Below are 25,858 nucleotides of genomic sequence, written 5' to 3'. Positions count from 1 at the left end.
CATGAATTTATTGGGTATATTTTGGGCCATTGGCTGTATTCTTGCCGCAATGATCTGGGAGGGAGGGCATCCCGCTGCTCTCGTCAATGGCCCGGCATTTCTAATCGTTATTGCTGGTACCTGTGGCTGTGTAATGGTTCAGTATCCCCTTAAAATTTTTATTGGCGCTCTGAAACGGTTTGGCTGGTTGGTTAAACCACCAATGCAAGATCTTGCTGCTCAGGTTGCTTTATTGGAGGGGATGGCGACCTTAGCTCGTCAGCAAGGTCTATTAGCTTTGGAAAATGAAATCAGCAAGATAGATGAGCCTTTTTTGAGTAAAGGGATTCAAATGGTTGTTGATGGGGTCGATAAAGAACAAGTGGTGCATCTTCTCGAAAACGAGATTGAATTTGAACAACATGAACTTGAACAATCCGCTAAGGTTTTTGAAGCGTTAGGTGGTTATGCACCTACAATGGGGATTTTGGGTGCGGTATTAGGACTGATCCATGCAATGGGCTTGTTGGATCAACCAGATAAGCTCGGTCCGGCAATTGCTGTTGCGTTTGTGGCAACTGTATATGGTGTAGGTGCCTGTAACATCATTTTCCTTCCAACGGGTAACCGCTTTAAAGGTATCGCTCATGATGTTGGCTTTTATAAGAATATGATTCTGGAAGGTATTTTGTCTATTGCTAGTGGCGAGAATGCGTTGCAACTGAAACGCAGAATGGAAGTTTACACAGAGGCGCATCATTAATGGCCAGAAAGAAGAAGCATGCAGAGCATGAGAACCACGAGCGTTGGTTAGTGTCTTATGCTGATTTATTGACGCTTCTTTTTGCGCTTTTTGTCGTCTTATATGCGTTTGCAACAGCCAAACAAACTGAATCTAAACAATTGGTTATGGGGTTGATTCAATCATTCACAGATATGGGATATATTTCTCCCAGCCCGGGTAGTGCTGTGATGAATGCTAGCCCCAATGTGATGAGTAGTGGAGAATCCTCGAAAGAGGTCTCAATTCCAGCCAGTAAACCATCTATGCTCGTTCAGGCTCCTACACAAGGGGGCGGTGGCGTCATGGATATTGGTGCATCAACTACTGTTCCCCAGCCTTCAAGTAAAATGAAAGGTGAACAAAATAGCCCGGGCGCAACTAATCCTCGACAAACATCGATTGCAGCCCAAGTCGGCGATAACAGCTCTGGTGCTCCTTTTGATAAAGTTCGCCAAGAATTACGTAGTGCATTACAACAGCAAATAGCACAAGGTTCTGTCAGTTTTCAGGAAAGTGAAGAATGGCTGACGATAGAGCTGAATTCAGATTTAGTTTTTCCTGCTGGGAGTGCTACTTTATTGAAACGCTCTTTGCCTGTTGTTAACAAAATAGCTTCTATTCTTAAACCGATGAACAACTATGTTCGAGTCCGTGGCTATACTGATAACACACCAACGACGCCCGAGCTTTATGCATCCAATTGGGAGTTGTCGGCCAAGCGGGCAGAGGCTGTTTTGGTGGCATTACAGCATGACGGTATCATTCCAGAACGAATGGCCATCGAAGCGTATGGCGAATATTCACCGTTTGTTTCTAATTCAACAGAAGAAGGGCGACAACGAAACCGAAAAGTGGCTATTGCGATATCTCGTTATGTACGGGAAGTGAAGCCATTGGAGGTTATTGCTCCTGTCGCTACAACAGGTAATTCTACACAGGCTCCAACGGTTGATACGGATAAACTGAAGGTTATTCAATTGCCGGATGGTCGCTTTAGAGTTGAACGTCGATAGGGGCTTATTGTGATTGTTTGGGCAATTGCGAATCAAAAAGGTGGGGTTGGTAAAACCACGACGGTGGTAACACTGGCTGGTTGGTTGTCTCAACAAGGCAAGCGAGTGTTATTGATCGATACAGACCCGCATGCCTCACTAACCAGTTACATGGGTTATGATTCAGACGAGTTGTTTGGCACATTGTACGAGTTATTTAAAGCACCCAGACAAAGCAAAGGGCTCGTTAGTCGATTGACGTTGAAAACCAGTTTTGAAAACATTTCTTTGATTCCTGGCTCTATTACATTGGCGACGTTGGATCGGACGCTGGGCGATAAAGAAGGAATGGGATTGGTGCTGAGTCGGGCACTACAAAGCGTAAAAGATTTATATGATTATGTATTAATTGATAGTCCCCCAGTCCTTGGTGTCATGATGGTGAATGCCATGGCGGCGAGTGATCGAGTGATTGTCCCTGTGCAAACAGAGTTTTTGGCACAAAAAGGCCTTGAGCGGATGATCAAAACATTCACATTAATGCAACGCTCTCGTCCGGGTGGATTCAGATATACGATTGTTCCGACAATGTTTGATCGCAGGACGAAGGCGTCTCTTCAAACTTTGGATGCAATCAAGGAAGTATATGGTACTAGTGTCTGGAGTGCGGTTATTCCTGTGGATACTAAATTCCGCGATGCCAGTTTGCAGCATATACCATTATCTCTATATGCTCCCGACAGCCGTGGAGCTCAGTCTTATGCCAGTTTGCTGAGTTATGTTCAGCAACTGGATAAAAAATGTGAGGAAGAAAGCAAAATATGAGTCAGGCTTCCCAAGCGAAAGCGATGCATGATTACTTTCAGTCCTTGCTGAATGATGTTGGTGCTTCGGATATCAAACCGGAGCATATTGACATGCCATTAGCGGTTCAGCCAGCCAGAGTTGTTGAGCCGGAATTGCCAGTTATTGAGTCAGCTGTAGTAACGAAAGAGCGTACTCAGCAGTTAGATCAATTGTTATCTACAGTCAGTGAGACAATTGATGTCGCCGTTCAGCAGCCTGTGGCTGTAGAAGTCCCAGTTGAAGAAAAAGCTGAGCAATCAGTTCCAGAATGGAAAAATATTACACCCGAGAAAGAATTCCCGGCTCTGTTTTTTGTCGTCTCAGGGATCACGTTTGCAGTGCCATTAACAGATCTAGGCGGGATTCATCAACTAGAAAAGGTAACTCCGCTTTTTGGTAAGCCAGAATGGTTTGCTGGGGTAATGACTCATCGGGAGTCACAACTCAATGTGGTTGATAGTACGACGTGGTTTATGCCAGGACAAACGAATAACGAGGCTTACCAATATCTGATCATGTTAGGTGAAAGTCGTTGGGGCATTGAATGTCATCGGCTGATTGGTACCGAGACTTTACACTATGACCAGATCAAATGGCGTGATAAACCCGGTAAGCGTCCTTGGCTGGCTGGAATGGTAAAAGATAAAATGTGTGCGTTATTGCATGTTCAGGAGTTGCTCACACTATTACAACATGGCGTGAATATTGATGGCCAGTAACTCGCGAGATTGGCATATTATTGCTAGTTTTAATGGGTAAGCTGAATTAGCGAGAAAGGAAGAACACCATGAATCAAAAGAGAAATTTGGCTCAGAATATTGCCGAAGATGAAGTCCTGCAGTGGGTCACTTTTCAGTTAGACCGGGAAACTTACGGTATTAACGTTATGCAGGTGCAGGAAGTGCTTCGTTATACCGAGATTGCACCCGTGCCAGGAGCTCCTGACTTTGTATTAGGCATTATTAATCTGCGTGGCAATGTTGTTACCGTTATCGATACCCGTTCACGTTTCGGTCTGGAGCCTGCTGAAATCACTGATAACTCACGCATTGTGATTATTGAGGCAGAAAAACAAGTCATCGGTATTTTGGTTGATAGTGTTGCGGAAGTGGTATATCTGCGTTCTTCTGAAATTGATACTGCACCGAGTGTTGGAACAGAGGAAAGCTCTAAGTTTATTCAAGGTGTAAGCAATCGTGATGGTGAACTGCTGATATTGGTCGATTTGAATAAATTATTGACCGATGAAGAGTGGGGCGAACTCAGTATGCTTTAATTCCTATCTTTAGGATGAGTATTTAACTTTTTTTGTGTATAAAGCGGGTTGTGAAACAGTAACGGTATTTAAAAATGGATTATTTATCACAACCTTGGCTTATTTCTTTACTTGCTGTGACTTTAGTCATGGCTATAGCGTTAGGTATTGCGGCTGTTCATATCCGTAAGCTTTATCGTGTACAAAATGCGATGGAGCTTATTGTCAAAGAACTGATTAAATCGCGTGATAGTAATAAAAAGAAATTTGGCGAACTTCAATCCGTGTCCATTGGGGCTGGTCAAAAGCTCATTGAATTGGAGCGGCGATTGGTTGCTCTGGACGAAGTCCAACAAGAAATGAGCATACAAGCACCAGAAAACAAACTATATAGCCGAGCTGTGAAAATGGTGGAGCTTGGTGCTGGTGTAGAAGAGATCATGACGGAATGTGAGTTGCCTAAAGCAGAAGCAGAGCTTCTTATCTCATTACACAAACACCGAGCTGTTTAAATTAGCTGCGAACATTTATCCCCGTACTACCATCTGGACGGCGCCAATGTTCTGGCGTTTTCCCTTGTAAAACATATGAATAAGCCAGTATCTCCGCAATTATGACAAATAATGCCGGAGGTATTGGGTCACCATCCTGCAAAACAGACAACCTTTCCAATAATTCAGGATCCTGGTGAATATATAATCCCTGCTTTTCTGCCAATTTTAAGATTTGTTCTGCTACTGAACCGCTTGCTTTGTGGCTAACTGAGGGTGTTGTCTGTCCATCATACGTTAGGCCGATGATATCTTTTGGTTTATTCATTGCTCAAACCGTGATTGAAATGCCTGAATTAGGCAGTGAAGATTCGGGGGATGTTTCTGGCCGTGTTTTCCCTTGACGAATTTGCAGTGTTTTAGGTGTCAACCCTAATTGCTGGAAACGCTGTTCTAATAATGGATAGGTTTGTTTTATCAGGGTAACTGTGCTGGCTTTTTCTGCAACGATAGACAATGTGACTTCAGGTAAAGCAATACGGGCTTGAAATCGTATTGAACCTAGTTTTGCCGGTTCTAGATACAGAGATATGTTCCAGCCTTTTTCAGGATCATCTTTGGTATTTCTTTGTAAATTTAAACTACCAAACTCTTCTTGTTCCGCTCTGGGAGGGATTGGGATCTGCAAACCGGATGTCTGGACTATTTGATCTTGGGGCATTGGTTGCGATGATAATTTGAACAATCCCAATGTTTGATCAACGAGTTTATCTAACCCTGTAAGCTGTTCTTTTGATTGAAGTATATCGAATGAAGAGAGCGTGTTTTGTTCTGTACTAGCTCCATTATTTTCTCTGGCTTGAAGCAGTTGAAACATGAATTTTTGTAGTGATTTAGTATAAGTACTGTCACTATCGAGAGGTTTCAACAAGAACTGAAGCCACGCATGGATATCTTCGCTTTTAGTTAATGGAGTGGATAATTGTGCGATAAGCTGTGACAGCGTCGTTTGCAGATGGTTGTCTGTTGCTAAAGCAGAACCTAGTTGTGCTTGCCGTAATGTGGTTAGTAAGAGTTGTAGCGATTCTGTACTTACAGAACCTTTATCTCGAGTCATTGCCTGAATGGCCGTGATGTTTTCGCTTCCTGAGACAACAATAGTATTGCTATTGAGGGATGAAAATTTTGTCAGCGCAGTATTTAACTCTTGAACGAAATCTGCAGTAATGTTTTTCAACTTGGAGATATCAGTTTGGAACTGAGATTGCTCGTCTTCGTTGTTTGGTGTCCAGCTCTGTTGAGCCAATGCATCTTTTATTGATGATGAGATTTCCGGTGATTTAAATATTTGTGGGCTAATCAGTTGCAGTAATAAACGTCCCCATGTGTTTTCAATTTTCAGTGATGACATCTCAGGGATAATGTTTTCACTTCCCACAGGCTGCCCCGCAATGGGAAGTGCATTTATGTCGGTAATGATTTGTTTTGCTTGTACATTGGTGGTTGGTTTTATCGCTGTCTGAGAAAGAATACTATCAAGAAACTGTTGTAAACGGGGGGAGTCTATAAATTCTGTTTTTGTACTGCGTTGATTCAGTACATCAATGAGTGGATTTTTCAGTAGGGTTTTCAGCATATCGGTGGATTTTGAATTCTCATTGAGTAAAGAATCCAAGGACTGCGCTATTTGTTTGACGAGGTCTTTTACTGATGGTGGCAGGCTTTTGTTTAGGTCTGATAATTGCTGAACATAAGCTCTTACAGTGTTACTGATATCGTTTTTCCCGCTGTCTGGTGAACTCGGGAGGGTATTTCCCTCTTGAAGTTGGTTTGTGAGTATGTTGTCCGGTTTGGCATTCAACGATGTAATAGCTGCTTGCTGTTTTTTTTGTTGTATCAGCAGCCCAAAGATTTGTGACGTTAATTGTTGAATAAATTGGCGTTGAGATACGGAAACAACAGTCAAGGGGGGCACGATCCCTGATTGAAGCAACTGGGACTTGGTTTGCTGGGGCAATGTTGACCAATTATCTGATTTTATAGCTAATTGTGATTGTAATAACCAGTTCAGCAGACTTTTCCCTAAAGGGTTATTTAACTGCCATTCACTCGGTTGTAGCTGAATGAGTTTGGTTAAGTTGGTAAAAAGAACATCAGTAGAGCTTTGCTGAATTGTATTCGTTTTTAACTCTGCAGGTAACGTCGTCAAGGATTGCTGACTCAGTAATGAAGCCAATTGACGCAGAGGGAGTTGTTGATTGGTTGTTAAGGCTGCATTGTTACTACTGGTGTCTGTTTGCGGTGCTTGCTGCGTATTATTTGCTGATAGCGATTCGCCAAGCGTATTCCATTCTTTAGTTAACTGCTGTAACAAAGACTGTAATTTCTGATCGATCTCAGGAGGCAGCCGACCTTGTAGGCGGCTTATTTGGGTCAATAATTCTTGTGTCGCTTTGTAACGGTCACTTAATGCGGTAAGGCTACTATCTCGCATTTGTGCTGTTGAGATGTCGGGATTGGATAAAACACCAATACCTCCATTGGCAGGATGAAATTCTGGATTAAATCGATCTGTGTTGTTGAATTTATCATCCGGCATATTGGTTTAATGTCATTTCTTTTGAATGAATGGATGTGTACTGGCATACTTCTTCATCATATCGGCAATTAGCGCTTTTGATTGAGTTTTTTATTCAGCAATCAATATGCTATTGAGGTCTGTCTTCTGACAGCATAACAGGAGTCCGAAACATATCATGATACTAAATAGAAAACTGTTATCATTTTTACTCTGTGGTTTTCTTTCCAGTCATGTTGCCTACGCTGCAATGTCGACAGACAGTGTACCAGTTCAGAATAGTGATATTTTAGCCCCTCAGATCTCAAAAGATTATCCTTCCGGCCCTGGTGGATCTACGGATTCTTTCCCGACGTTTAACCGCGCAATGTGGTGGTTGAATTACGATATTCTTGATAAGAATGTTCTTCGGCCGGTGGCTCATGGTTATGTGAAATGGATTCCTGCACCGTTTCGTACTGGCGTCAGTAATTTTGTCTTTAACCTGGAAGAACCGAATAACGTAGTCAATAACTTGTTATTAGGAAATGTGAAGAACTCTGGTGCAAGCTTGGCCCGTTTTTCTTTGAACAGTACCGTGGGTATGTTGGGGTTATTTGATATTGCGTCAGACATGGGGATTGATAAGCATGAAATGAGCATGTCTACCGTATTAGGGCGAGCTAAAATGACACAAGGTCCATATTTCATGCTGCCTGTCGTTGGTCCAATGACATTGCGGGGTGGTATTGGCAAAGTAGTTGATAATCTGTACTGGCCGTACAGTTACATGTCAATGCCAGTAACGCTGGCTAAATTTGCAATTTCGGGTCTGGATGCTCGGTCTAAAGTGATCGATCAGGAAGCCATCATTGATAATTCACTCGATCCATATCTGACTACGCGCGACTTCTATTTACAATATGAGGAAGCAAAGGTTCAGGGTAAAAAAGCGGCTGGAATGGGAGCTGCTAGTAAGAAAGATCCTGCTGCCGATGCAGAAGTTGAAAAATACCTGAACGAAATAGATAAATAAAAGCACTGTCGCGCGTTACGCATCAATGTTACCAGTTGAGATAGCCCTCAAAACTCAGAATAAGTATTGAGGGTTATTTACTACCAGACTGGCTGACAGATATAAGGATTGCTGACTCGTTCATGACCTAATGTGGACATAGGGCCATGGCCAGGAATGAATTTGACGTCATCGCCCAACGGAATTAATTTTCGAGTAATGGCACTGATAAGATCAGTATGATTGCCTTGCGGAAAATCGGTTCGGCCGATTGAACCGTTAAATAACACATCGCCGACAATCGCCAGTTTGCTTTCAGCATGATAAAAAACAACGTGGCCAGGTGTGTGCCCCGGACAGTGCAACACTTGCAAAATGAGGTTCCCGACAGAGACTGTGTCTGATTCGGTTAGCCATTGATCAGGTGTAAAAACATCAGTATGTGCAAAACCAAACATCTCTGATTGCGCGGGTAACGCATTTAACCAAAAAGCATCAGCCTGATGGGGGCCGATGATCGGACATCCTGTTTTATCCCGTAATTTTGCGGCACCGCCTACATGATCAAGATGGCCGTGAGTCAATAATAACTTGGTTAGTTTGAGTTGTTTTTTCTCAATAGCCTGCAGCAATTTTTCGACATCTCCACCAGGATCAATGAGCGCTGCTTGATGTGTTTCATCACACCAAAGCAGGGTGCAATTTTGCTGAAAGGCGGTGACGGGAATAATTTGATACTGCAGCATGGCCAAATCCTGTAATTCGTTTTTTGAAATGGTAACGGTGGACGAGTCTGAATACCAGAATTACCAGTCGATTCCTTTTTGCGCTTTTATTCCATGATCAAATGCATGCTTAACGTTTTTGATTTCACTAACCGTATCAGCAATTTCTAATATGGAGCGATGACAACCTCGACCTGTAATGATTACGTGTTGTTTTAACGGCCGGTGGGTGAGTGCACTCAGGACTTCGTCAATATCCAGATAGTGGTATGCAACCATATAGGTTAGCTCATCTAATAAGACAACATCATATTGCTCAGAAGCAAGCATCCGCTTGGCTTCTTGCCAAATTGACTGTGCTGCCTGCTGATCTTGTTCACGGTTTTGTGTTTCCCAGGTAAAACCAGTTGCCATGACGTGAAATTCAACGCCTGCTTTTTGTAGTAATGCTCGTTCACCACATTCCCAGGTTCCTTTGATGAATTGGGCAACCCCAGCAGTTAAGTCATGGCCAACAGCCCGGGCAACAGTACCGAAACCAGAGGTACTTTTACCTTTTCCATCACCGGTAATAACAATCAATAAACCCCGTTCATCTTGTGCTGCGGCAATACGGGCATCTACTTTTTCTTTCAGGCGTTGCTGGCGAGCTTGATGTCGTTGCTGGTTGTTATTTTCTTCCATTTAAGGACTCCATGTCAGATGGTTGGCGATGGGCGACCAATAAAGCGAATTTGTGGGTAAATTCCTTCGGCGGTGTACAACACCTGGATGCGAGTGATTGAACCATAGTCAATTCTCATATGCTGATAATAATCAGCCGATTTCCAATCTACGCATAAAAGCTGTGCCAGGATCATTCGTATGACACCTGCATGTGTGACGACAAGAGTCTGACTCCCTTTACACTGTTGCAGCAGGGCTTCCCATTGTTGCGTGATACGATTTTTGAAATGCATCAATGATTCGCCATTTGGCGGCGTAATTTCAGCCGGTTTCTTCCAGAATTGTTCCAGATCCGCCCAGCAATGTTGTAATTGTTCAAATGACAAACCATCCCAACTGCCAAAATTCATCTCTTTCAGTTCGGGTGCTATCGTTAAGTGTATCGAATGGCGCTGACTGTAATCTTGAGCAAAGAGCTGACATCGTTGAAGCGGTGAAGAGAATATTTGCTGATATTGCAGATCGACATTTACGGATTGTTGCATTTGCTGCCAACCCACTTCACTCAGCGCAATATCATTGTGGCCATATAATCCGGCATCGCCCGCAACAGAACCATGTCGTAATAAATCAATAATTGCACTTTGATAGGGGGAATTCATTATTTACTCTTCAACGTCATAGGCAGGCCCGCAGCAATAAAGGTTACATGATCCGCTATTTCGGCCATTCGCTGATTTAACCGTCCAGATTCATCAACAAATTGGCGGGATATTTTGCCCATAGGTATAACACCCAAGCCCACTTCATTGGCAACGAAAATGAGCTCTCCTGGTGTAGTACGGCAAGTTTGAACCAAACGGTCAACATAGTGTGACGGAGACATGTCAGGCGTCATGAACAAGATGTTATTCATCCAGAGAGTGAGGCAATCTACTAACAGACAGCGTGATGCACTGGCATACTCATGAATGATTTCTGGTAAGTGTAGTGGTTCTTCAACTGAAAACCATTCTGGATTGCGCTGCTGGCGATGGTGTGTAATACGCGCCTGCATCTCCTCGTCAAAAGCTGTAGCTGTCGCAACGTAGATAACTTCTTTGTGACTATCGGTTGCTAATTTTTCTGCATACCGAGACTTACCTGAACGGGCTCCGCCGAGAATCAATGAAACTGCGGCCATAGGCTACCTCCATGAATCATAGCTGCTAACAATACTAAATATCCGCTGATTTCACTGACTTGCTGTACGGCACCGAGACAGTCGCCGGTATACCCACCTAGTCGTTTATTTAGATACTGTTTGGCAATAAAGCGCAGGAGGCATTGAATGAACAACAAAGGTATTGCCAGATTAGTAGGTAGCCAGAATAAGGGTAATAAGCCAAATAACAACAATACACACAAATCGGAGGTTTGCTGTTGCTCCGCCACTGGTTTGGCTTTGGCATCCTGTTCTCTGACATATTTCATGTCATAAATAAGGCTGCCAGCAACCGCGCGGGACAGGGGGTGTAATACAATTAGTGCCAACATCATAGTTGGTGCAGACAAAGCGCCAATTTCTTGAAGTGTTGTGAATTTTAATAATAATCCGCCCCATAGCGCGATAGCACCATAGGTTCCTAAGCGAGAGTCTTTCATGATCAGCAGTTTTTTTTCCACTGTCATCCCGCCACCTAAACCGTCGGCTGTATCAGCGAGCCCATCTTCATGAAAAGCGCTTGTTAGCAAGATGGTCACAATCATGGATATTACAATGCTGACGGAAATCGGAAAAACATGAAGACATGTCCCGAATGTTGCCGCTCCGATACTCCCGACCAAATAACCGACCAATGAAAAATACCGACTGGATTTGTTCAACAGGGCGGGGCTAAAAGGCGTATTGGCTGGGATCGGGATCCGGGTGAAAAAGCTGACCGCCAGCAAAAAGCAGACGATCTGCTGTTTCATCCATGCCATTACAGTGTAACTCCTGCGCTTTCAAAACTGGCCATGTTGTTATAGAACTCAACGGCAGAGCGTAGTAACGGTAATGCGACGGCTGCGCCCGTGCCTTCGCCTAAGCGTAAGCCCAGTTCAAGCAGGGGTGTCGCATCGAGGTCATCAAGCATAGCTTGATGACCTTGTTCACCTGAGCAATGCGCAAATAACATATAATCACGGCAGGCTGGTACAATCTTAGTAGCCAGCAGCGCGGCTGCAGTAATAATAAAGCCATCAATCAATACACAAATCCCGGCTTCTGCTGCACCTAATATTGCGCCTGTAATTTGTGCAATTTCGAATCCACCTACTTCACTAAGGATATTTACAGGGTGTGTTTTATCACTAATCCGGTTGACCGCAGTTGTGACGATACGCACTTTATGCTCAAGTTGAGCATCATTGATACCTGTTCCTCGACCGACACAGTCGATCGCTGATTTGTTGAGTAAAGTTGCCATGATAGCGGCAGCGGGGGTGGTATTACCGATCCCCATTTCTCCAAACGCCAGCAGATTACACCCTGCTGAGACCTGTTGTTTGGCTAACTGACGACCGTATTCCAGTGATTGCAGAACTTCTGTTTCACTCATCGCTGGCTCTTTAGCTAAATTACGTGTGCCTGCGCCTACGCGTTGGATAATTAAACGATCATCTTCAACCAGTGTCTTAATTCCCGCATCAACGACTTTCAGAGACATATTGTTGGCACGGCAAAAACAGTTGATGGCGGCACCGCCAGCCAGAAAGTTGAGCACCATCTGTCGGGTCACATCACTGGTGGTCAGACTGATTTTTTCTTCCGCAACACCGTGATCGCCGGCGAAAACCAACAGTGTAGGATTTTGGATGGCGAGTTCATCGCACTGTTGGATCAATGCCAGTTGATGGGCAATATGCTCAAGAATACCTAAAGCGCCGAGCGGCTTAGTTTTCATATCGATTTTGTGTTGTATAGCGGCACTGTTCTGACGGGAAACAGGTTGGATATTCCAAGAAATGCTCATGTTTGTCCTTTGATTCAGAAGAAGAATAAACAACGCAGGCCATCGCCTGCGTTGTTTTAGTGTCGTTAAATAGCGCGAACAACCAATCCTTTCAGGTAGAAACCTTCAGGATAAGGGGTCGAAATAGGATGATCGGCGGCCTGAGTCATGCGTTCAAGAATCTGAGCTTCTCTGCCTGCATCCAGTGCGGCATCGGCCACGATTTTTTGGAATAAATCAGCGGTCATTAATCCTGAACAGGAAAAGGTCAACAGAATACCTTCGGGATTCAGTAACTGGAAGGCCAGCATATTGATGTCTTTATAACCACGGCATGCGCCTTCAAGTTGCGCTTTGCTTTCTGCAAATTTAGGCGGGTCCAATACAATCATGTCGAATTTTTCGCCGCGTTCGCGGTAGGTTCGCAGCAGTTTAAAGACGTCCTGTTTTTCAAAACAGGCTTTTGACAAATCGAGTTGATTCAATGTTGCATTATGCTTTGCCAATTCCAAGGCGGGCTCGGATACATCCACATTGATGACTTCTTTTGCTCCGCCATGTAAGGCATAAACACCGAAACCACCGGTATAGCAGAAGCAGTTCAATACCCGACGCCCCTGAGCGTATTTTCCGGCAATGGCTCGGTTATCTCGTTGGTCCAGATAAAATCCGGTTTTGTGGCCACCTTTGATATCGACACTAATTTTAATGCCGTTGTTTTCTTCGATAATCACTTCATCAGGAGGAACTTCACCATACAGTAGACCGGTTCGTTCGCTTAACCCTTCTTTTTTCCGAACCGCGACATCGGAGCGTTCGTAGATTGAACAAGTTGGATAGAGTTGCTGTAGCGCGCTGATTAATTCGTGACGATGATATTCCGCGCCGCTGGAAAGCAACTGACAGACCAGATAATCGTTATAACGGTCGATGGTGATGCCTGGTAAGAAATCCGATTCCGCCGCAACTAAGCGATAGGCTGAAAGCTGTAAACGAGAAATCAGTAGTTCTCGTCCACGCTGTGCTTGCTGTAGGCGGCGGACAAAAAAGTCGGTATCAATTTGCTCATCTTGGTTAAACGTCCAGACACGCAAACGGATCTGTGAATCGGGTGACCAAGCCCCACGAGCCAGCCATTTACCGCGATGATCGACGATATCTACTGGCTCACCTGCATGTGGTTTGCCTTTTACTTTGTCGATAGCTTTGGAAAAAATCCAGGGATGACGTCTAAGCAGGGATTTTTCCCGATCTTTTTGCAGAAAAACGGTAGTGCTCATAGGAGGCTCTGGTAAAAAAACAGGGCCAGTATTGTAACTGGCCCTGTTTTGAAACTCCAATGATCACATCAGGAATACTATTGAAAGCGCATTCCCTGCATCATCTGAGATAACTCTTTTGCAGTAACCAGAAGATTTTCTGTACCAGCCAGTGTATTGGCTGAATTATCTTCGATGTTGACGGATTGATTGCGAACTTCATCAATACTTTGTGCTACTTCACTTGCCACTGCACTTTGTTGTTCCGCAGAGGTAGCGATGTGGGCACTCATTTCAAAAATAGATTCGCTGTGAGTGGCAATACGGTCAATATCGGAACCGACACCAGCAATCAGTTCGCGGCTATCGGCTGCCTGAACAACTGTTTTTTCCATTATGTCATTCAGTGAACTTGTTCCGGTTTGCAGTTCTTCAATCATTTTTTGAATTTCAACAGTTGCTTGCTGGGTTCGGCCTGCCAGCGTACGAACTTCATCAGCCACCACCGCAAAGCCACGGCCTTGTTCGCCAGCACGTGCAGCTTCAATGGCGGCGTTCAATGCCAGCAAGTTGGTTTGTCCGGAAATCGCATTAATTACGGTTACAACTTCACTGATTTTATTAGCACGGGAAGTCAGATGTTCGACAGCGGTGGATGCCTGACTAATTTCGTCAGTCAGAATATTAATCGAGTTGATAGTACGCTGAACCCGGTTTGCACCATGGGCGGCTTCTTCACTGGTCTGACGGGTCTGAGTGGAGGTTTCATTTGCGTTATGTGCAACCTCACGAATCGCCGCAGTCATCTCTTCCATTGCTGTGGCCAGAGAATCAATATACTGGCGTTGATTTCGCGCCAGTTCTTCACCTTCTTCTGCTGCAGAACGGAATTCTTCCGCAAATAACTCCAAACCATCGGCGCTTTCATTAATTAATTTCAGAACGCTTTGTCGGCGATCTGTCATCGTATCTACATCACGGGCCAGTTGACCAAATTCATCGCGGTTTACAGGGATGTTCAGCCGAGTGGTTAAATCACCGTCAGCAACCGCACGAATCCCTTTTCGGAGCATGTCGATAGAATGAGTGAAAAAACTATTGAGATAAAAACTGATAACTGCAAACACGGTAATCGATACGACTAAGATCGTTAGAATATAAGGATCTGCAAGTGTCAAATCATGACTGTGTGAGACTAGAAACCAGGTGATTCCAATGATCATCAATAAAGGTAACCAGAAAATGATCTGGAATTTTTCTTTGATGGTCAGGCTGAGCAGGAACCGATAAAAGCGAAGATAATCCACATTTTTCATAGCAACAGATCCACAGAAAAAAGAAAGCGGTACGGATTGTAGTGTTTTTGCCACGCATCCCAACACACTTAGTCAAAAATAGCGATCTGCATTAAAAAATCTCATCAATAGAGACTTAAATGAAAACCAATGCTGTTCTAACTAATCCTGAGTCAGGAACTGCACAACTAACAGACTCATCCTTTTCATCTAGCATAGACATTTCATGCTGTTATGTCAGTGAATTTAAAATGATATTTTTCTGACGGCATTATCTTTTTGTTGAAGCTGACAGCTCTGTCACATCCTTATCTTTCTATTCGATATTTCATTCAGAAGTGTGAACTAATATGAATGTACGAAATGCTTGGAAATTACGAAATGGATGAACTGAGCAATCCAGTCATTGACGATGCCCGCGGTTATGCGATTGAGGCAATAAAACTAACGCGCAGATTTAATACATTTACTGCAGTCGATCAGATTGATTTGGCTGTGGCATATGGCGGCATTTTTGGTTTGCTTGGGCCGAATGGGGCAGGGAAAAGTACGCTCATTAAAATGCTGACCACACTACTTAAACCTTCTGATGGGCGGGCTTGGGTGGCGGGATTTGATGTCGTTAAATTTCCTCAGGAAGTCAGAAAAAGGATTGGCTATGTTCCTCAGTTACTCTCTGCTGATGGGGCACTAAATGGTGTGGAAAATTTAACGTTATCGGCGCGATTATATGGCATTCCCCGTCGTGAAATTCCCCATCGGGTTGATGAAGCGCTGCATTATATGGGGCTGGCAGAACATGCCGGTCAATTAGTAAAAAAATATTCAGGTGGCATGATCCGGCGGCTGGAGATTGCACAAGCGATGCTACATCGGCCGGAAATATTATTCCTTGATGAACCGACCATTGGGTTAGATCCCATGGCATGTATCAATGTCTGGGAACGCCTGCAGGCATTAAATAAAGAATATGGCATGACAATTTTAATGACTACACACTTCATGGATGAGGTGGATGAGCTTTGTGATCGTGTCGCCATCTTGCACCAAGGGCGTTTGGCGGCATGTGATAGCCCGCAGGGGCTAAAAGGCTTAGTTAGTGAGAATGCAACAATGACCGATGTATTTGCCCATTTCAGTGAGGGAAGCATTGAAGAGGAAGGGGGATATCGGAATGCAAAACAAACTCGAATAACAGCGAAGCGATTAGGATGAAAACACTTATTCATTTTGTTTCATGCAGTTTGATGATTGCGCAAATGGAGTTGCGGAAACTCCTACGCGATCCGACAGAACTGTTTTCCCGAGCCGTTCAACCGGCATTGTGGCTAGCGGTATTTGGGCAGGTTTTCAGTCGCGTACGCGGGATCCCGATCGGGAATGTCAGTTATCTCGCATTTATGACGCCAGGTATTCTGGCGCAAAGTGTACTGTTTGCAGCTATTTTTTATGGTATTGCTGTTATCTGGGAACGCGATTTAGGTGTCGTTCATAAATTGTTGGTTAGTCCAAGTCCCCGTGGCGCCTTAGTGCTTGGGAAGGCTATTTCTGCTGGTTTTAGGGGCATGGTTCAGGCGGGAATTATTTATCTTCTTGCTTTTATTATGAACATCCACATTCATTATGATGTAGGTGCGATATTGGGGGTATTAGCGAGTGTGGTGCTGGGTTCTGCCGTATTTTCTACGTTTTCACTCATCATTGCCTGTGTGGTAAAAACCAGAGAACGATTTATGGGCATTGGACAAGTTCTGACCATGCCGCTGTTTTTTGCCAGTAACGCAATTTATCCGCTATCACTGATGCCTGACTGGCTTAAATTTATCGCCAAGGTTAATCCGCTGACATATTTGGTGGATGCATTGCGGACATTAATGTTAGGGGGTGACCAAGGGGCTCACCCACTGTTTTTGAATTTCGCCGTTTTAGGTATCGTATTTATTACATTCATTATTATTGCGGCAAGGCTATACCCCACACTCGTCGAGTAACTCTGGGCTATAAGTGATATTTGCCATCAAGCCATTATTCCAGCTTATCTACTCCTAAATATTTCAGCAGCAATCGTTCATAGACGGGTTCAGTTTCACCCACTTGCATTTTATGAAGGAAATATTTCTCGAAAGCAATTTTGGCCAGATGTACCCATTTCCCTTTTTTAAACCAAGCAACATTTCTGGGTGGAATTTGAGGCATAGCGACAAAAGCGGCACCCGTATTTCCCATATCGGCCAAACAAATGGCATTCCATGTTGCTTTGGCTGTCGGCAGCTCACCCGCTAACTCTGCCTTGATATTAAAGGTGATCGCTCGCACCATGGATTCAATCATGTAACCGGTTTTGGGCACGCCTGTTGGAATGGGGGTTTTGTTGACGGGTGGAATAGCGACGCATACACCCGCCGCATAGATGTGGGGATATTTAGGGTTACGCTGGTATTCGTCAATGAATACAAATCCTCGTGGATTAACTAATCCTTCGACTGCACGTAGGGGTGCAATGCCTCGGAATGCCGGTAGCATCATGGCATGTTTATACGGCAGGGAATGGTGCTTTTTGACATTTCCCTCTTCGTCCAGCTCGTCAATTTCTATTTTTCCATCTGCGATGCCAACCGTTTTCGCATTGCATATCCAGTGAATATCGCGTTGGCGTAATTCACTTTCCAGCATACCTTTTGAATCACCGACACCGTTTAGACCAAGGTGTCCAATATAAGGTTCACAGGTGACAAAGGTCATCGGAATCGATTTTCTGACTTTATTGTCACGCAGATGTTTATCAAGAATAAACGCATATTCATACGCCGGGCCAAAACAAGATGCACCGGGCATAGCTCCGATGATGACTGGCCCCGGCTCGTTTATCAACTCATGAACACTATTACGACAATGTTCAGCATGGGTCAGTGTACAAACGCTGGATGAACCACCGAGTTCAGGCCCTGCACCTGGAATTTCATCAAAGGCTAACTCCGGACCAGTACAAAGCACTAAAAAGTCGTAATTCAGCGTTTGCCCATTTTCCAAAACAATTTGTTTTTGTTCAGCATTCAGTTGTTGTAATCCGGAAGCAATAAAGCGAATTGATTTCTTGCTGACATAGGGTTCAATGGGGAGAGAAACTTGCTGGCGCTGACGCCATTCAACAGCAATCCATGGGTTGGAAGGGGTAAATTCAAAATCAGGTTTATTGTTAATCAATATGATGTCATGTTGTTTTAGTTCGGCTTTTAGTTCATATGCGGCTGACATACCGCCTAAGCCTGCTCCAATCACAATGATAGTTGCCATGATTGCTCTCCAATTTGTTGAATCCAAGCCAGATTCTTGTTGCTGGAGTAAAGGCTAAAATCCATTCTTCTGGCAGGAATGGAGGTTGTTCAGTTAATTGATAATGGTGTCGGTGCATTTAACATCTGTTGTGCCGCTTTTAATCCGGCTTTAATGATGAGCGCTTGTGGAATACTTTCATAAACGATGGTGTCGATTTGGAGTGTCCGGCAGTTTGCATCACCGCAAGCTGCACAGCACTGGCTTTGTCCGACTGTGGCCTCGAGCCATTCATCGAGGGGTTTATCGTTAATCCATATCAGATTTGACCCCTGAGGATTCGTTTTAAACTCACGTTCAGAAATTGTTTTGGTTTGCAAAATGGGCTGGATGCCTAATGGGTTTAGTTGCGTCTTTAGTTGTGCAATGGCATGGCATATTTCAATGTATGTATTACTACAACGCTCACACGTTTCACCATCGGGTGTTACCAGCCGCTCCCAGCGGATCAGGAGTGTCTTCATTAGCAAGCCTCATTGGGATGTTATATTAGAGTTTGTTTAATAACGACTAAGACCTCACTAAGCATAGTTGTTTATTGGCAATAACAGGCTTATTTATCCTGTTTTTCGTGCGAATCCGATCACAGTTCTGATTGTCAGATAGCCAATAAATAGATTTGCGATAATAAAGATAGGGATAGCCAATTTTTGTGCTGAATCGACACCGGCCAGTGCTAATTTAAGGCCGCTGACCGTGGTTGCGGCAATGCCGAAAGTATAAGCCCAATAAGAGGGGGCAAAAGCCTGTGCACCTAACCATCGAGTCAGGCGAATACCCACTAATAATTGAAATAACCCATATCCCCATAGCATCAGTAACCAGGGGGCGGTGCTACCGGGCATCAGAATTAAACTTGCCATAGAACAGACTACGGGTGGGGCAAATTGAATACCCACTAATGGGCGTTGTGCAACAGGCATACTTTGCCGGTGCCATAAGCGCTGAATGATCAACGATTCCAACGCCAACCAGGAAAATACACCAGCGCCTAAAAATAACCATCCCCAATCAGCATGACCCAACGCGCCTAATGCGGCTGCACTGGTGAAATTACCGGCGACAGTGGGCAGATATAAGGTCGGTGCCGTATCGAGTGTATCGCGACCACCTTGCCAGAGGGAGCCGGTATGCCACAAGGCAAAGCAAAGATGCCAGCTGATCCCGGCAATGGCTAACACGGTTGCCAAAAAATGGGAATACGGGTTGATAGCCAGTACGATCAATAATGTTGATATTCCCAATAAGGCTGGAGTGCTGCCCTGGATGGGATGTAAAAATTCAGCTTTTACCAGATTAAAATGCTGAATGGCTTGCGTGATATAACGTAATAACAATCCTCCCCAAATCAATGTTGCCAGAACTAATAGGCCTTCACCAATCTGCGGAGGCATTTGCCAGAGATGTGTTGCAATACGCCATGCCTGTCCTAGACCGGACAGACCTAAAACCATGCCAAAAAAAGAAGCGGGAATGAGCTTGGGATTCATTTTGTTTTTAGAACCGTTATGTGAGCCATGTTTTTCATGGCGGTTATGTTAGCATTTTTCCAAATCAGCGAATGCAATGAAGAATGACTACATCCATGTAGCCACCCTTCATCTGGAAATTACACACCGCCTGAGCCGAAGGCTTCTGCATAGATATTGTCAGCGCTGACACCTAACCGTTTCAGTTCACTGATGTAATGACGCATAAACGAAATGGGGCCACACAAGTAATATTCGGCTTCGGTAGGGTTCTGCGGTAATACCGTTTCCAGCGCACAGGGGGCCTGAGCAATGTGCGCGGCTGTTTCGGCCAGATGATCGTAAAAAAAGCGCACGCGAACGTTATGCTGATTTGCCAGTTGTTCAGCATGTTCTCTGAAAGCATGAGCCTCCTGACTGCGAGCGGAGTGCACGAAATGGATTTCCCGCTGGCTGTGTTTTTTCACCATATGATTCAGTATGGATACCATCGGTGTGATACCGACACCGCCACTGAACAAAACAACAGGCGCTTGGCTGGTTTCGTTCAGATAAAAATCACCATACGGTGCAGAAAGCTCTACGATCTGCCCTTCGTCGTAATGCTCATGCAGTAAATTGGATACTTTACCTTCAGGCTTCAGATCATTGGCACTTTCCCGCTTGACCGAGATCCGCAGATAATTATTTTCTGGTGCATCGGAAAGGCTGTATTGCCGGGGCTGGAATAGATCCCATTCGGCGACATAGAGACGAACACTGATGTACTGTCCGGGGCGAAATGCCGGCACCTCACCGCCATCCAACGGCTCAAAATAGAAGGAGGTGATCTCGTTGCTTTCTTTGACTTTCCGGCAAATACGGAACGGACGCCAGCCTGTCCAGCCGCCTTGGGTGTCAATAGCCTGCTGATAAAGATCCGACTCTATATTGATAAACAGATCGGCAAGTGATGTATAAGCCGCACTCCAGGCATCAATCAGCTCAGGTGTTGCTGCATCACCCAACACTTCTTGGATCGAGGCCAGAAGATGTTTGCCGACAATGGCATAATGTTCTGCGCGAATATTCAGGCTGACATGCTTATGCGCAATACGTTCCACAACTGGCAGTAAGACCGACGGATCATCAATATTCTCAGCATAAGCCAGCACGGCACCAGCCAATGCTTCTTGTTGGCGACCTGAGTTTTGATGCCCCTGATTGAAGACATTTTTCAGCTCAGGATTATGTGTAAACATCCGGTTGTAAAAATGACTGGTTAGCGCGACACCGCTACTGCGTAATACTGGTACAGTAGCTCGAACCAGTGCTTTTTGTTGTTCGTTCATCATTTTTCCTCGTCACTGTTTTCCTGATAACCGTGTCTGACTCAGGCCGCAATTAAGGCAGCAGGAAACAACACATTATTTTCTAAATGAATGTGTGCCATCAGATCTTCTTTTAGTTGTGTCAACCCAGTGTAAAGCGCCCGCCAGGTCACGCAGGCAAACGGTGGTGGTGTGATGTCATCGGTCAGACGGAATATAGTTTCGAGATGGTTACCATGCCCATCATGTTCTTGTTGCATTACCATGATTGGACCTCTGGCAAATTCATAGTTACCTGATTTCAGTAACGGGAACAGGATCTGTTCTTCTTTTTGCATGTGGCTTTCTAATTCATCCAGCATCATTTCAAGATGAGCTGCCAAGCCTTTCGGGCAATCGGTACGCTCACCATGCACATGCTCAACACGTTTAGCCAGGCGAACTAATTCAGGCAGTTGGATGCGGTGCACATTGTGATAACGGTTCAGAATATGATCGATCAGATCGGTGGGGGAACTCTGGCGCCAGTCTTGAGTGTCGCTTTGCAACTGAGTAACCGAGTCTAAATCTGCAATGATTTGTTCCGCTGTAAAGTTCCGTCCTTCAATGGCATCAGCCAGACTCTTTTTGCCGCCGCAGCAAAAATCCAGTTTGTATTTATGAAATACACGGGTAGCGCCAGGAATGTCGCAAGCCAGTTGAGCCAGGGTTGTTGTTAAATAGTTCATATATGTCTCCGCAGCAAAAAGTAGACGAGTAGAGAAATTTTGATTTCGATCAATAAGTTTGCACGGAGTATGCCATCTTTTAAGTTATTGATTTATATTAAATATATATATTTGATGGTAAAAACAACCATTCAGTGATAGGGTAAATAAAACCATTTAGGGTGATTTTTACCATGCTGGCTGATTTACTGATTCAAGATCTCACCATCGAGCATCCCCGTGCGGTGCGACAAGAAAAGCTGGTGACAGCTATCCAGCAATATCTGGGTTGTGGGGCGGTCGGGCTGCTCAGACTGGATGGCGATTTTCTCTGTCCAGTAGCGGTGGCGGGGCTGGCTCATGAAACGCTGGGGCGACGTTTTGAGATCGTCAAACATCCGCGCTTATCAGCCATTTTATCGCAACGGGATGCGGTGCATTTTGAACCGGGCAGTCGTCTGCCTGATCCCTACGATGGTTTGCTGGCATCGAAACTGGGTGCGCCGTTGCCGGTACATGATTGCATGGGGATCAGTCTATATCAGGACGACCAGTGCTGGGGCGCGCTCACGCTCGACTCGGTAGAGGGCTCAGTTTTCGATGGCAGGATCAAAGACACACTACGAGATATTGCTAGTTGTTGTGAGGCGGTGATCCGTATGTGTCGGTTGGAGGATGAGATCCGGGCTTTGCGGGTCAGCAGTCGAATTCTGGAACAACCGGAAGCCGCCAATGAAGGTGGCGAAAATCAGGAAATCATCGGACGTAGCCCGGTATTGCTTAAATTGCTACACGAATTGGATATTGTTGCTGATTCAGAGTTGCCGGTTTTGTTAATGGGGGAAACCGGCGTTGGTAAAGAGCTGATGGCCCGCCGAATTCATCGCAAATCTGCGCGCCGGAATGCACCGATGGTGCATGTGAATTGTGCCGCGTTGCCGGAATCGCTGGTGGAAAGTGAATTGTTCGGGCACGTCAAAGGTGCATTTTCCGGTGCAGTGGTTGATCGCGCTGGCCGGTTTGAAGCGGCCAATGGTGGGGTACTGTTTCTTGATGAGGTCGGTGAATTGCCGCTGGTGGTACAGGCCAAATTGTTGCGTGCGTTGCAGAATGGCGAGATCCAACGGCTGGGTTCAGACAAGCCGCTGAAGGTCGATGTGCGGATCATTGCGGCAACCAATCGTGAGTTGGCTGAACAGGTGCGAAATGGTGAATTCCGAGCTGATCTTTATCATCGCTTATCCGTGTATCCGGTGCCGATCCCGCCTTTACGTGAGCGTGGTGATGATATTTTGCTGCTGGCCGGATATTTTCTTGAATTGAATCGCTCCCGCTTAGGTTTTCGGAGCCTGAGATTGTCTTCATCGGCCGAAATGGCTTTGCGCACTTACCAATGGCCGGGAAATATCCGCGAATTAGAACATGTGATCAGTCGGGCCGCCTTGCGAGCGGTGAGTCATGGAGCACTACGTACAGATATCGTAACGCTGGAACCGATCCATCTTGATCTGGATATTGGAATGCTTCCTCGTGAGGAATCGACGGGGACAGTCATTCCGGTAGATCTCCTGCAACCGATCCCTCTGAAAATGGCGCTCGATAGTTATCAGCGACACTTGATCCGACAAATGCTGGATACGTGTCAGGGGAATTGGGCGGAAGTGGCTCGTCGGCTGGAACTGGATCCGAGTAATTTGCATAAACTGGCGAAGCGCCTGGGCCTGAAGTAATTCCCCCTTGATGTTGGTGAAAGATGTGCTTCATGGCGGATATTGCCTGAACCATGAGTATGTGCAACGCGTTGCAGGACATAGCTCGGGTTAGAAAATAATCGTTTTTGGGGGGGGATTTTATGGCGGTAGCAGTTATTCCTGACTATGTTTATTCAGCAATCAGCCTTGTGTAAGGAGGGTCAGGAATGAAAAACAATCCGGTCTGCTGGTTCGAGATCTATGTTCAGGATCTCGGTCGGGCCCGAACATTTTATGAATCGCTCTTTCAGGTTCAGCTTGAAACATTAACGGTGGCAGACGCGCCATGTGAAATGCTGAGTTTTCCGGCGGAAATAGATCGCTGGGGAGCGGGAGGTGCATTAACCAAGATGGATGGTGTGTCATCAGGCTCTGGGGGAACCTTAGTTTATTTCAGCTGTGAAGACTGTGCCGTGGAGGAAGGCCGGGTAGAAGCGCTCGGTGGGCAGATCCATAGCAAGAAAACGTCGATTGGCGAGTATGGGTTTATCTCGCTGGTGGTGGATACTGAAGGCAACATGATTGGGCTTCACTCCATGCAATAAGTCAGCAATCAAAACCACCTCCGAATGACGGAGGTGGTGATGGTTTTACAGGAACATGCCGCCAGATGCTTCAATACGTTGCGCATTGATCCAGTGGGTCTTATCTGAGAGCAAGCAGGCGATTACATTGCCTATATCATCTGGCAAACCGACCCGGCCCAGCGCCGTTTGGGATGCGACAAAGGCATTCAATTGAGCATTATCGCGAACCTGACCGTTACCAAAATCTGTTTCGATAGCACCTGGGGCCAATACATTGACATTGATATTGCGGGAACCCAGTTCCTTCGCCAGATATTTTGTTAAGACCTCGATGGCACCTTTCATGGCGCCATAGGCGGAATATCCCGGCAGAGCAAAACGAGCCAAACCCGAAGATACATTCAAAATAGAGCCACCATCAGCAATCAGTGGTAGCAATGCCTGTGTCAGGAAAAATACCCCTTTAAAGTGAATATTCATTAACTGATCAAATTGCGCTTCCGTGGTTTCAGCAAAACTGGCGTGAATACCAATACCCGCATTATTCAACAGGTAATCAAACTGCGTGGTTTGCCAGACTTGAGCTAGCTGTTCTTTCACTTGTTCAGCAAAAGCAGGGAATGCATGGCTGTCGGCGACATCCAACGGTAATGCGGTCGCTTTACCACCTAATTTTTCAATTTCAGCAACAACGGCCAATGCTTCTGAGGCGTGGTTTCTGTATGTCAGAATAATATCAACATTGTGTGTGGCCAGTTTCAGCGCCGCATTACGACCCAGTCCGCGACTACCACCAGTGATTAATGCAATTTTACGGCTCATAGCGACTCCTGTGTATGCAAGATATGTCATTCATGTATTCGTTATTCCTCAAGTTTAATTGGATGGGAAATAACAGACGGGAAAAGTTTATTAAGCTTTAATTGTCGGATAAATATGCTTTTTATGATTAAACTGTTCGTAATAGTTGAACAATAAGTAAGATAAGTATGAATCAGATAGACGCGATGCAGATTTATGTCAGTGTTGCCGAGCTAAGCAGCTTCACGCTGGCGGCACAGAGTTTGAATTTACCAAAATCGTCAATATCGACAGCCGTCCAACGGCTGGAAAATATGCTGGGGGCACGTCTATTACACCGCACAACTCGACATGTGCAGATGACGCAGGATGGACAGGTTTTCTATCGGCGTTGCAAAGATATCTTGGCGGATATGGAAGATTTACAAAGCCTGTTCCAGCAAGATTCGACCGATTTAAAAGGTCGTTTGCGTATCGATATGCCAATGGGTATTGCCCGCACTATCATCATGCCGCGTTTGAGTGAGTTTATGGCGCTGTATCCGAATATCGATATTGAAGTGAGTTGTACCGATCGGCTGGTCGATGTGGTGCATGAAGGTTTTGATTGTGTATTGCGAGTCGGGAGCTTATCTGATTCAACGCTGATTGCCCGGAATGTTGGCCAACTTGAATTACTCAACTGTGCCAGTCCTGATTATCTATCAACCTGCGGTACACCTCAGTGTCTGGACGATTTGGCAAAGCATCAGCTGATTTATTATGTAACCACATTAGGAACCAAACCCAGTGGTTTTGAGTATGTGGAATATCCTGCAAAAACGATTCGTCATGTGGCAATGGCAGGAAGAGTTACCGTGAATAATTCCGATGCCTATGAAGCAGCTTGTCTGGCGGGGCTGGGGATTATTCAGGCTCCGCGAATTGGAATGCAGCCGCATATTAACCGGGGCGCTTTAGTGGAAATATTGCCCGAATATCGCGCACAACCTATGCCTATTTCATTGTTATATGGCAATCGGCATCATTTGCCCAAACGAGTATATGTATTTATGAATTGGCTTGAGGAGCAACTCAATAATTTGCGTGATTAGCGGCTGGCCTTGCTAAGACACAGCCGC

The 25,858-nt window shown here is 45.2% G+C and carries 28 protein-coding genes; 12 read left to right on the top strand and 16 right to left on the bottom strand.

What is annotated here, in order from left to right:
• Position 1 precedes the first annotated feature (1 nt).
• From H027_RS0101965 to H027_RS0101940, 6 genes are all read left to right on the top strand, one after another.
• Positions 2-742: a flagellar motor protein gene (locus H027_RS0101965; RefSeq protein ID WP_024870856.1), complete on the top strand. Its 741-nt coding sequence runs from the start codon at positions 2-4 to the stop codon at positions 740-742.
• Positions 742-1,776 carry an OmpA family protein gene (locus H027_RS0101960; RefSeq protein ID WP_024870855.1) on the top strand — a complete coding sequence of 345 codons (1,035 nt, stop codon included), beginning with the start codon at positions 742-744 and terminating at the stop codon, positions 1,774-1,776. Before H027_RS0101965 ends, H027_RS0101960 begins: the two co-directional genes overlap by 1 nt.
• A gap of 9 nt (positions 1,777-1,785) precedes the next feature.
• Positions 1,786-2,580, top strand: coding sequence for a ParA family protein (locus tag H027_RS0101955; RefSeq protein ID WP_024870854.1), 795 nt, complete (start codon positions 1,786-1,788; stop codon positions 2,578-2,580).
• Positions 2,577-3,320, top strand: a complete 744-nt coding sequence (locus H027_RS0101950) for a chemotaxis protein CheW (RefSeq protein WP_024870853.1) — start codon at positions 2,577-2,579, stop codon at positions 3,318-3,320. Before H027_RS0101955 ends, H027_RS0101950 begins: the two co-directional genes overlap by 4 nt.
• A gap of 68 nt (positions 3,321-3,388) precedes the next feature.
• Entirely contained in the window at positions 3,389-3,877 is a 489-nt protein-coding gene (locus H027_RS0101945; RefSeq protein WP_024870852.1) for a chemotaxis protein CheW, read from the top strand.
• Positions 3,878-3,951: 74 nt separating this feature from the next.
• A complete protein-coding gene (locus tag H027_RS0101940; protein WP_024870851.1) occupies positions 3,952-4,368 on the top strand; it encodes a DUF2802 domain-containing protein in 417 nt (138 codons plus the stop codon).
• Between the two features lies 1 nt (position 4,369).
• Here the strand turns inward: H027_RS0101940 and H027_RS0101935 are convergent, their stop codons facing one another.
• On the bottom strand, positions 4,370-4,675 hold the full coding sequence (locus H027_RS0101935; RefSeq protein ID WP_024870850.1) for an EscU/YscU/HrcU family type III secretion system export apparatus switch protein: 306 nt from the start codon (positions 4,673-4,675) through the stop codon (positions 4,370-4,372).
• A gap of 3 nt (positions 4,676-4,678) precedes the next feature.
• Complete coding sequence (gene fliK / locus H027_RS0101930; protein WP_024870849.1) at positions 4,679-6,946, bottom strand: flagellar hook-length control protein FliK; 2,268 nt, start codon at positions 6,944-6,946, stop codon at positions 4,679-4,681.
• A 157-nt stretch (positions 6,947-7,103) separates the two neighbouring features.
• On the opposite strand from fliK, the gene H027_RS0101925 reads away from it, so the two are divergent.
• Complete coding sequence (locus tag H027_RS0101925) at positions 7,104-7,940, top strand: MlaA family lipoprotein (RefSeq protein ID WP_024870848.1); 837 nt, start codon at positions 7,104-7,106, stop codon at positions 7,938-7,940.
• 80 nt (positions 7,941-8,020) lie between these two features.
• On the opposite strand, the gene H027_RS0101920 is transcribed toward H027_RS0101925, so the two are convergent.
• The 8 genes from H027_RS0101920 to H027_RS0101885 all read right to left on the bottom strand — a co-directional run bounded on the left by H027_RS0101920 (position 8,021) and on the right by H027_RS0101885 (position 14,860).
• Positions 8,021-8,665: an MBL fold metallo-hydrolase gene (locus H027_RS0101920; protein WP_024870847.1), complete on the bottom strand. Its 645-nt coding sequence runs from the start codon at positions 8,663-8,665 to the stop codon at positions 8,021-8,023.
• A gap of 60 nt (positions 8,666-8,725) precedes the next feature.
• Positions 8,726-9,328: a cob(I)yrinic acid a,c-diamide adenosyltransferase gene (gene cobO, locus H027_RS0101915; RefSeq protein ID WP_024870846.1), complete on the bottom strand. Its 603-nt coding sequence runs from the start codon at positions 9,326-9,328 to the stop codon at positions 8,726-8,728.
• A gap of 14 nt (positions 9,329-9,342) precedes the next feature.
• Entirely contained in the window at positions 9,343-9,972 is a 630-nt protein-coding gene (gene cobC, locus H027_RS0101910; RefSeq protein ID WP_024870845.1) for an alpha-ribazole phosphatase family protein, read from the bottom strand.
• Positions 9,972-10,493, bottom strand: coding sequence for a bifunctional adenosylcobinamide kinase/adenosylcobinamide-phosphate guanylyltransferase (gene cobU / locus H027_RS0101905; protein WP_024870844.1), 522 nt, complete (start codon positions 10,491-10,493; stop codon positions 9,972-9,974). The genes cobC and cobU overlap by 1 nt, the downstream gene beginning before the upstream one ends.
• Positions 10,475-11,275 (bottom strand): adenosylcobinamide-GDP ribazoletransferase, encoded by an 801-nt coding sequence (locus H027_RS0101900; protein ID WP_024870843.1) that lies wholly within the window; start codon positions 11,273-11,275, stop codon positions 10,475-10,477. The genes cobU and H027_RS0101900 overlap by 19 nt, the downstream gene beginning before the upstream one ends.
• Positions 11,275-12,306 (bottom strand): nicotinate-nucleotide--dimethylbenzimidazole phosphoribosyltransferase, encoded by a 1,032-nt coding sequence (gene cobT / locus H027_RS0101895; protein ID WP_051448945.1) that lies wholly within the window; start codon positions 12,304-12,306, stop codon positions 11,275-11,277. The genes H027_RS0101900 and cobT overlap by 1 nt, the downstream gene beginning before the upstream one ends.
• 65 nt (positions 12,307-12,371) lie before the next feature.
• A complete protein-coding gene (locus H027_RS0101890) occupies positions 12,372-13,565 on the bottom strand; it encodes a class I SAM-dependent methyltransferase (protein ID WP_024870841.1) in 1,194 nt (397 codons plus the stop codon).
• Between the two features lie 77 nt (positions 13,566-13,642).
• Entirely contained in the window at positions 13,643-14,860 is a 1,218-nt protein-coding gene (locus H027_RS0101885) for a methyl-accepting chemotaxis protein (protein ID WP_024870840.1), read from the bottom strand.
• A gap of 360 nt (positions 14,861-15,220) precedes the next feature.
• On the opposite strand from H027_RS0101885, the gene H027_RS0101880 reads away from it, so the two are divergent.
• Both H027_RS0101880 and H027_RS0101875 read left to right on the top strand, forming a co-directional pair.
• Positions 15,221-16,054 (top strand): ATP-binding cassette domain-containing protein, encoded by an 834-nt coding sequence (locus H027_RS0101880; protein WP_024870839.1) that lies wholly within the window; start codon positions 15,221-15,223, stop codon positions 16,052-16,054.
• 32 nt (positions 16,055-16,086) lie between these two features.
• The gene (locus H027_RS0101875; protein WP_152536745.1) at positions 16,087-16,830 is read left to right on the top strand and encodes an ABC transporter permease; all 744 of its coding nucleotides are present in this window, start codon (positions 16,087-16,089) and stop codon (positions 16,828-16,830) included.
• A 34-nt stretch (positions 16,831-16,864) separates the two neighbouring features.
• Here H027_RS0101875 and H027_RS0101870 read toward each other — a convergent pair whose 3' ends face one another.
• The 5 genes from H027_RS0101870 to ytfE form a co-directional block, all read right to left on the bottom strand.
• Complete coding sequence (locus H027_RS0101870) at positions 16,865-18,133, bottom strand: NAD(P)/FAD-dependent oxidoreductase (RefSeq protein ID WP_024870837.1); 1,269 nt, start codon at positions 18,131-18,133, stop codon at positions 16,865-16,867.
• Between the two features lie 89 nt (positions 18,134-18,222).
• Positions 18,223-18,636, bottom strand: coding sequence for a DUF2703 domain-containing protein (locus H027_RS0101865; RefSeq protein ID WP_024870836.1), 414 nt, complete (start codon positions 18,634-18,636; stop codon positions 18,223-18,225).
• Between the two features lie 93 nt (positions 18,637-18,729).
• Positions 18,730-19,662, bottom strand: coding sequence for a dicarboxylate transporter/tellurite-resistance protein TehA (tehA, locus tag H027_RS0101860; RefSeq protein ID WP_024870835.1), 933 nt, complete (start codon positions 19,660-19,662; stop codon positions 18,730-18,732).
• Between the two features lie 119 nt (positions 19,663-19,781).
• On the bottom strand, positions 19,782-20,972 hold the full coding sequence (gene hmpA, locus H027_RS0101855; RefSeq protein WP_202593431.1) for an NO-inducible flavohemoprotein: 1,191 nt from the start codon (positions 20,970-20,972) through the stop codon (positions 19,782-19,784).
• 41 nt (positions 20,973-21,013) lie between these two features.
• Positions 21,014-21,679 carry an iron-sulfur cluster repair protein YtfE gene (gene ytfE, locus H027_RS0101850; protein WP_024870833.1) on the bottom strand — a complete coding sequence of 222 codons (666 nt, stop codon included), beginning with the start codon at positions 21,677-21,679 and terminating at the stop codon, positions 21,014-21,016.
• Between the two features lie 173 nt (positions 21,680-21,852).
• Between ytfE and norR the strand changes: the two genes are divergently transcribed.
• Together norR and H027_RS0101840 are read left to right on the top strand one after the other, a co-directional pair.
• Positions 21,853-23,388: a nitric oxide reductase transcriptional regulator NorR gene (norR, locus tag H027_RS0101845; RefSeq protein WP_024870832.1), complete on the top strand. Its 1,536-nt coding sequence runs from the start codon at positions 21,853-21,855 to the stop codon at positions 23,386-23,388.
• A gap of 188 nt (positions 23,389-23,576) precedes the next feature.
• Positions 23,577-23,954, top strand: a complete 378-nt coding sequence (locus tag H027_RS0101840; RefSeq protein WP_024870831.1) for a VOC family protein — start codon at positions 23,577-23,579, stop codon at positions 23,952-23,954.
• A gap of 45 nt (positions 23,955-23,999) precedes the next feature.
• Here the strand turns inward: H027_RS0101840 and H027_RS0101835 are convergent, their stop codons facing one another.
• Positions 24,000-24,758 carry an SDR family NAD(P)-dependent oxidoreductase gene (locus H027_RS0101835; protein WP_024870830.1) on the bottom strand — a complete coding sequence of 253 codons (759 nt, stop codon included), beginning with the start codon at positions 24,756-24,758 and terminating at the stop codon, positions 24,000-24,002.
• A gap of 167 nt (positions 24,759-24,925) precedes the next feature.
• Between H027_RS0101835 and H027_RS0101830 the strand changes: the two genes are divergently transcribed.
• On the top strand, positions 24,926-25,831 hold the full coding sequence (locus H027_RS0101830) for a LysR family transcriptional regulator (RefSeq protein WP_024870829.1): 906 nt from the start codon (positions 24,926-24,928) through the stop codon (positions 25,829-25,831).
• Positions 25,832-25,858: the final 27 nt, after the last annotated feature.

Source organism: Tolumonas lignilytica (assembly GCF_000527035.1).
Classification (GTDB): Bacteria; Pseudomonadota; Gammaproteobacteria; order Enterobacterales; family Aeromonadaceae; genus Tolumonas; species Tolumonas lignilytica.
The sequence above is the reverse complement of the archived record's forward strand: the minus strand, read 5'-3'. Positions and strand labels throughout refer to the sequence as shown.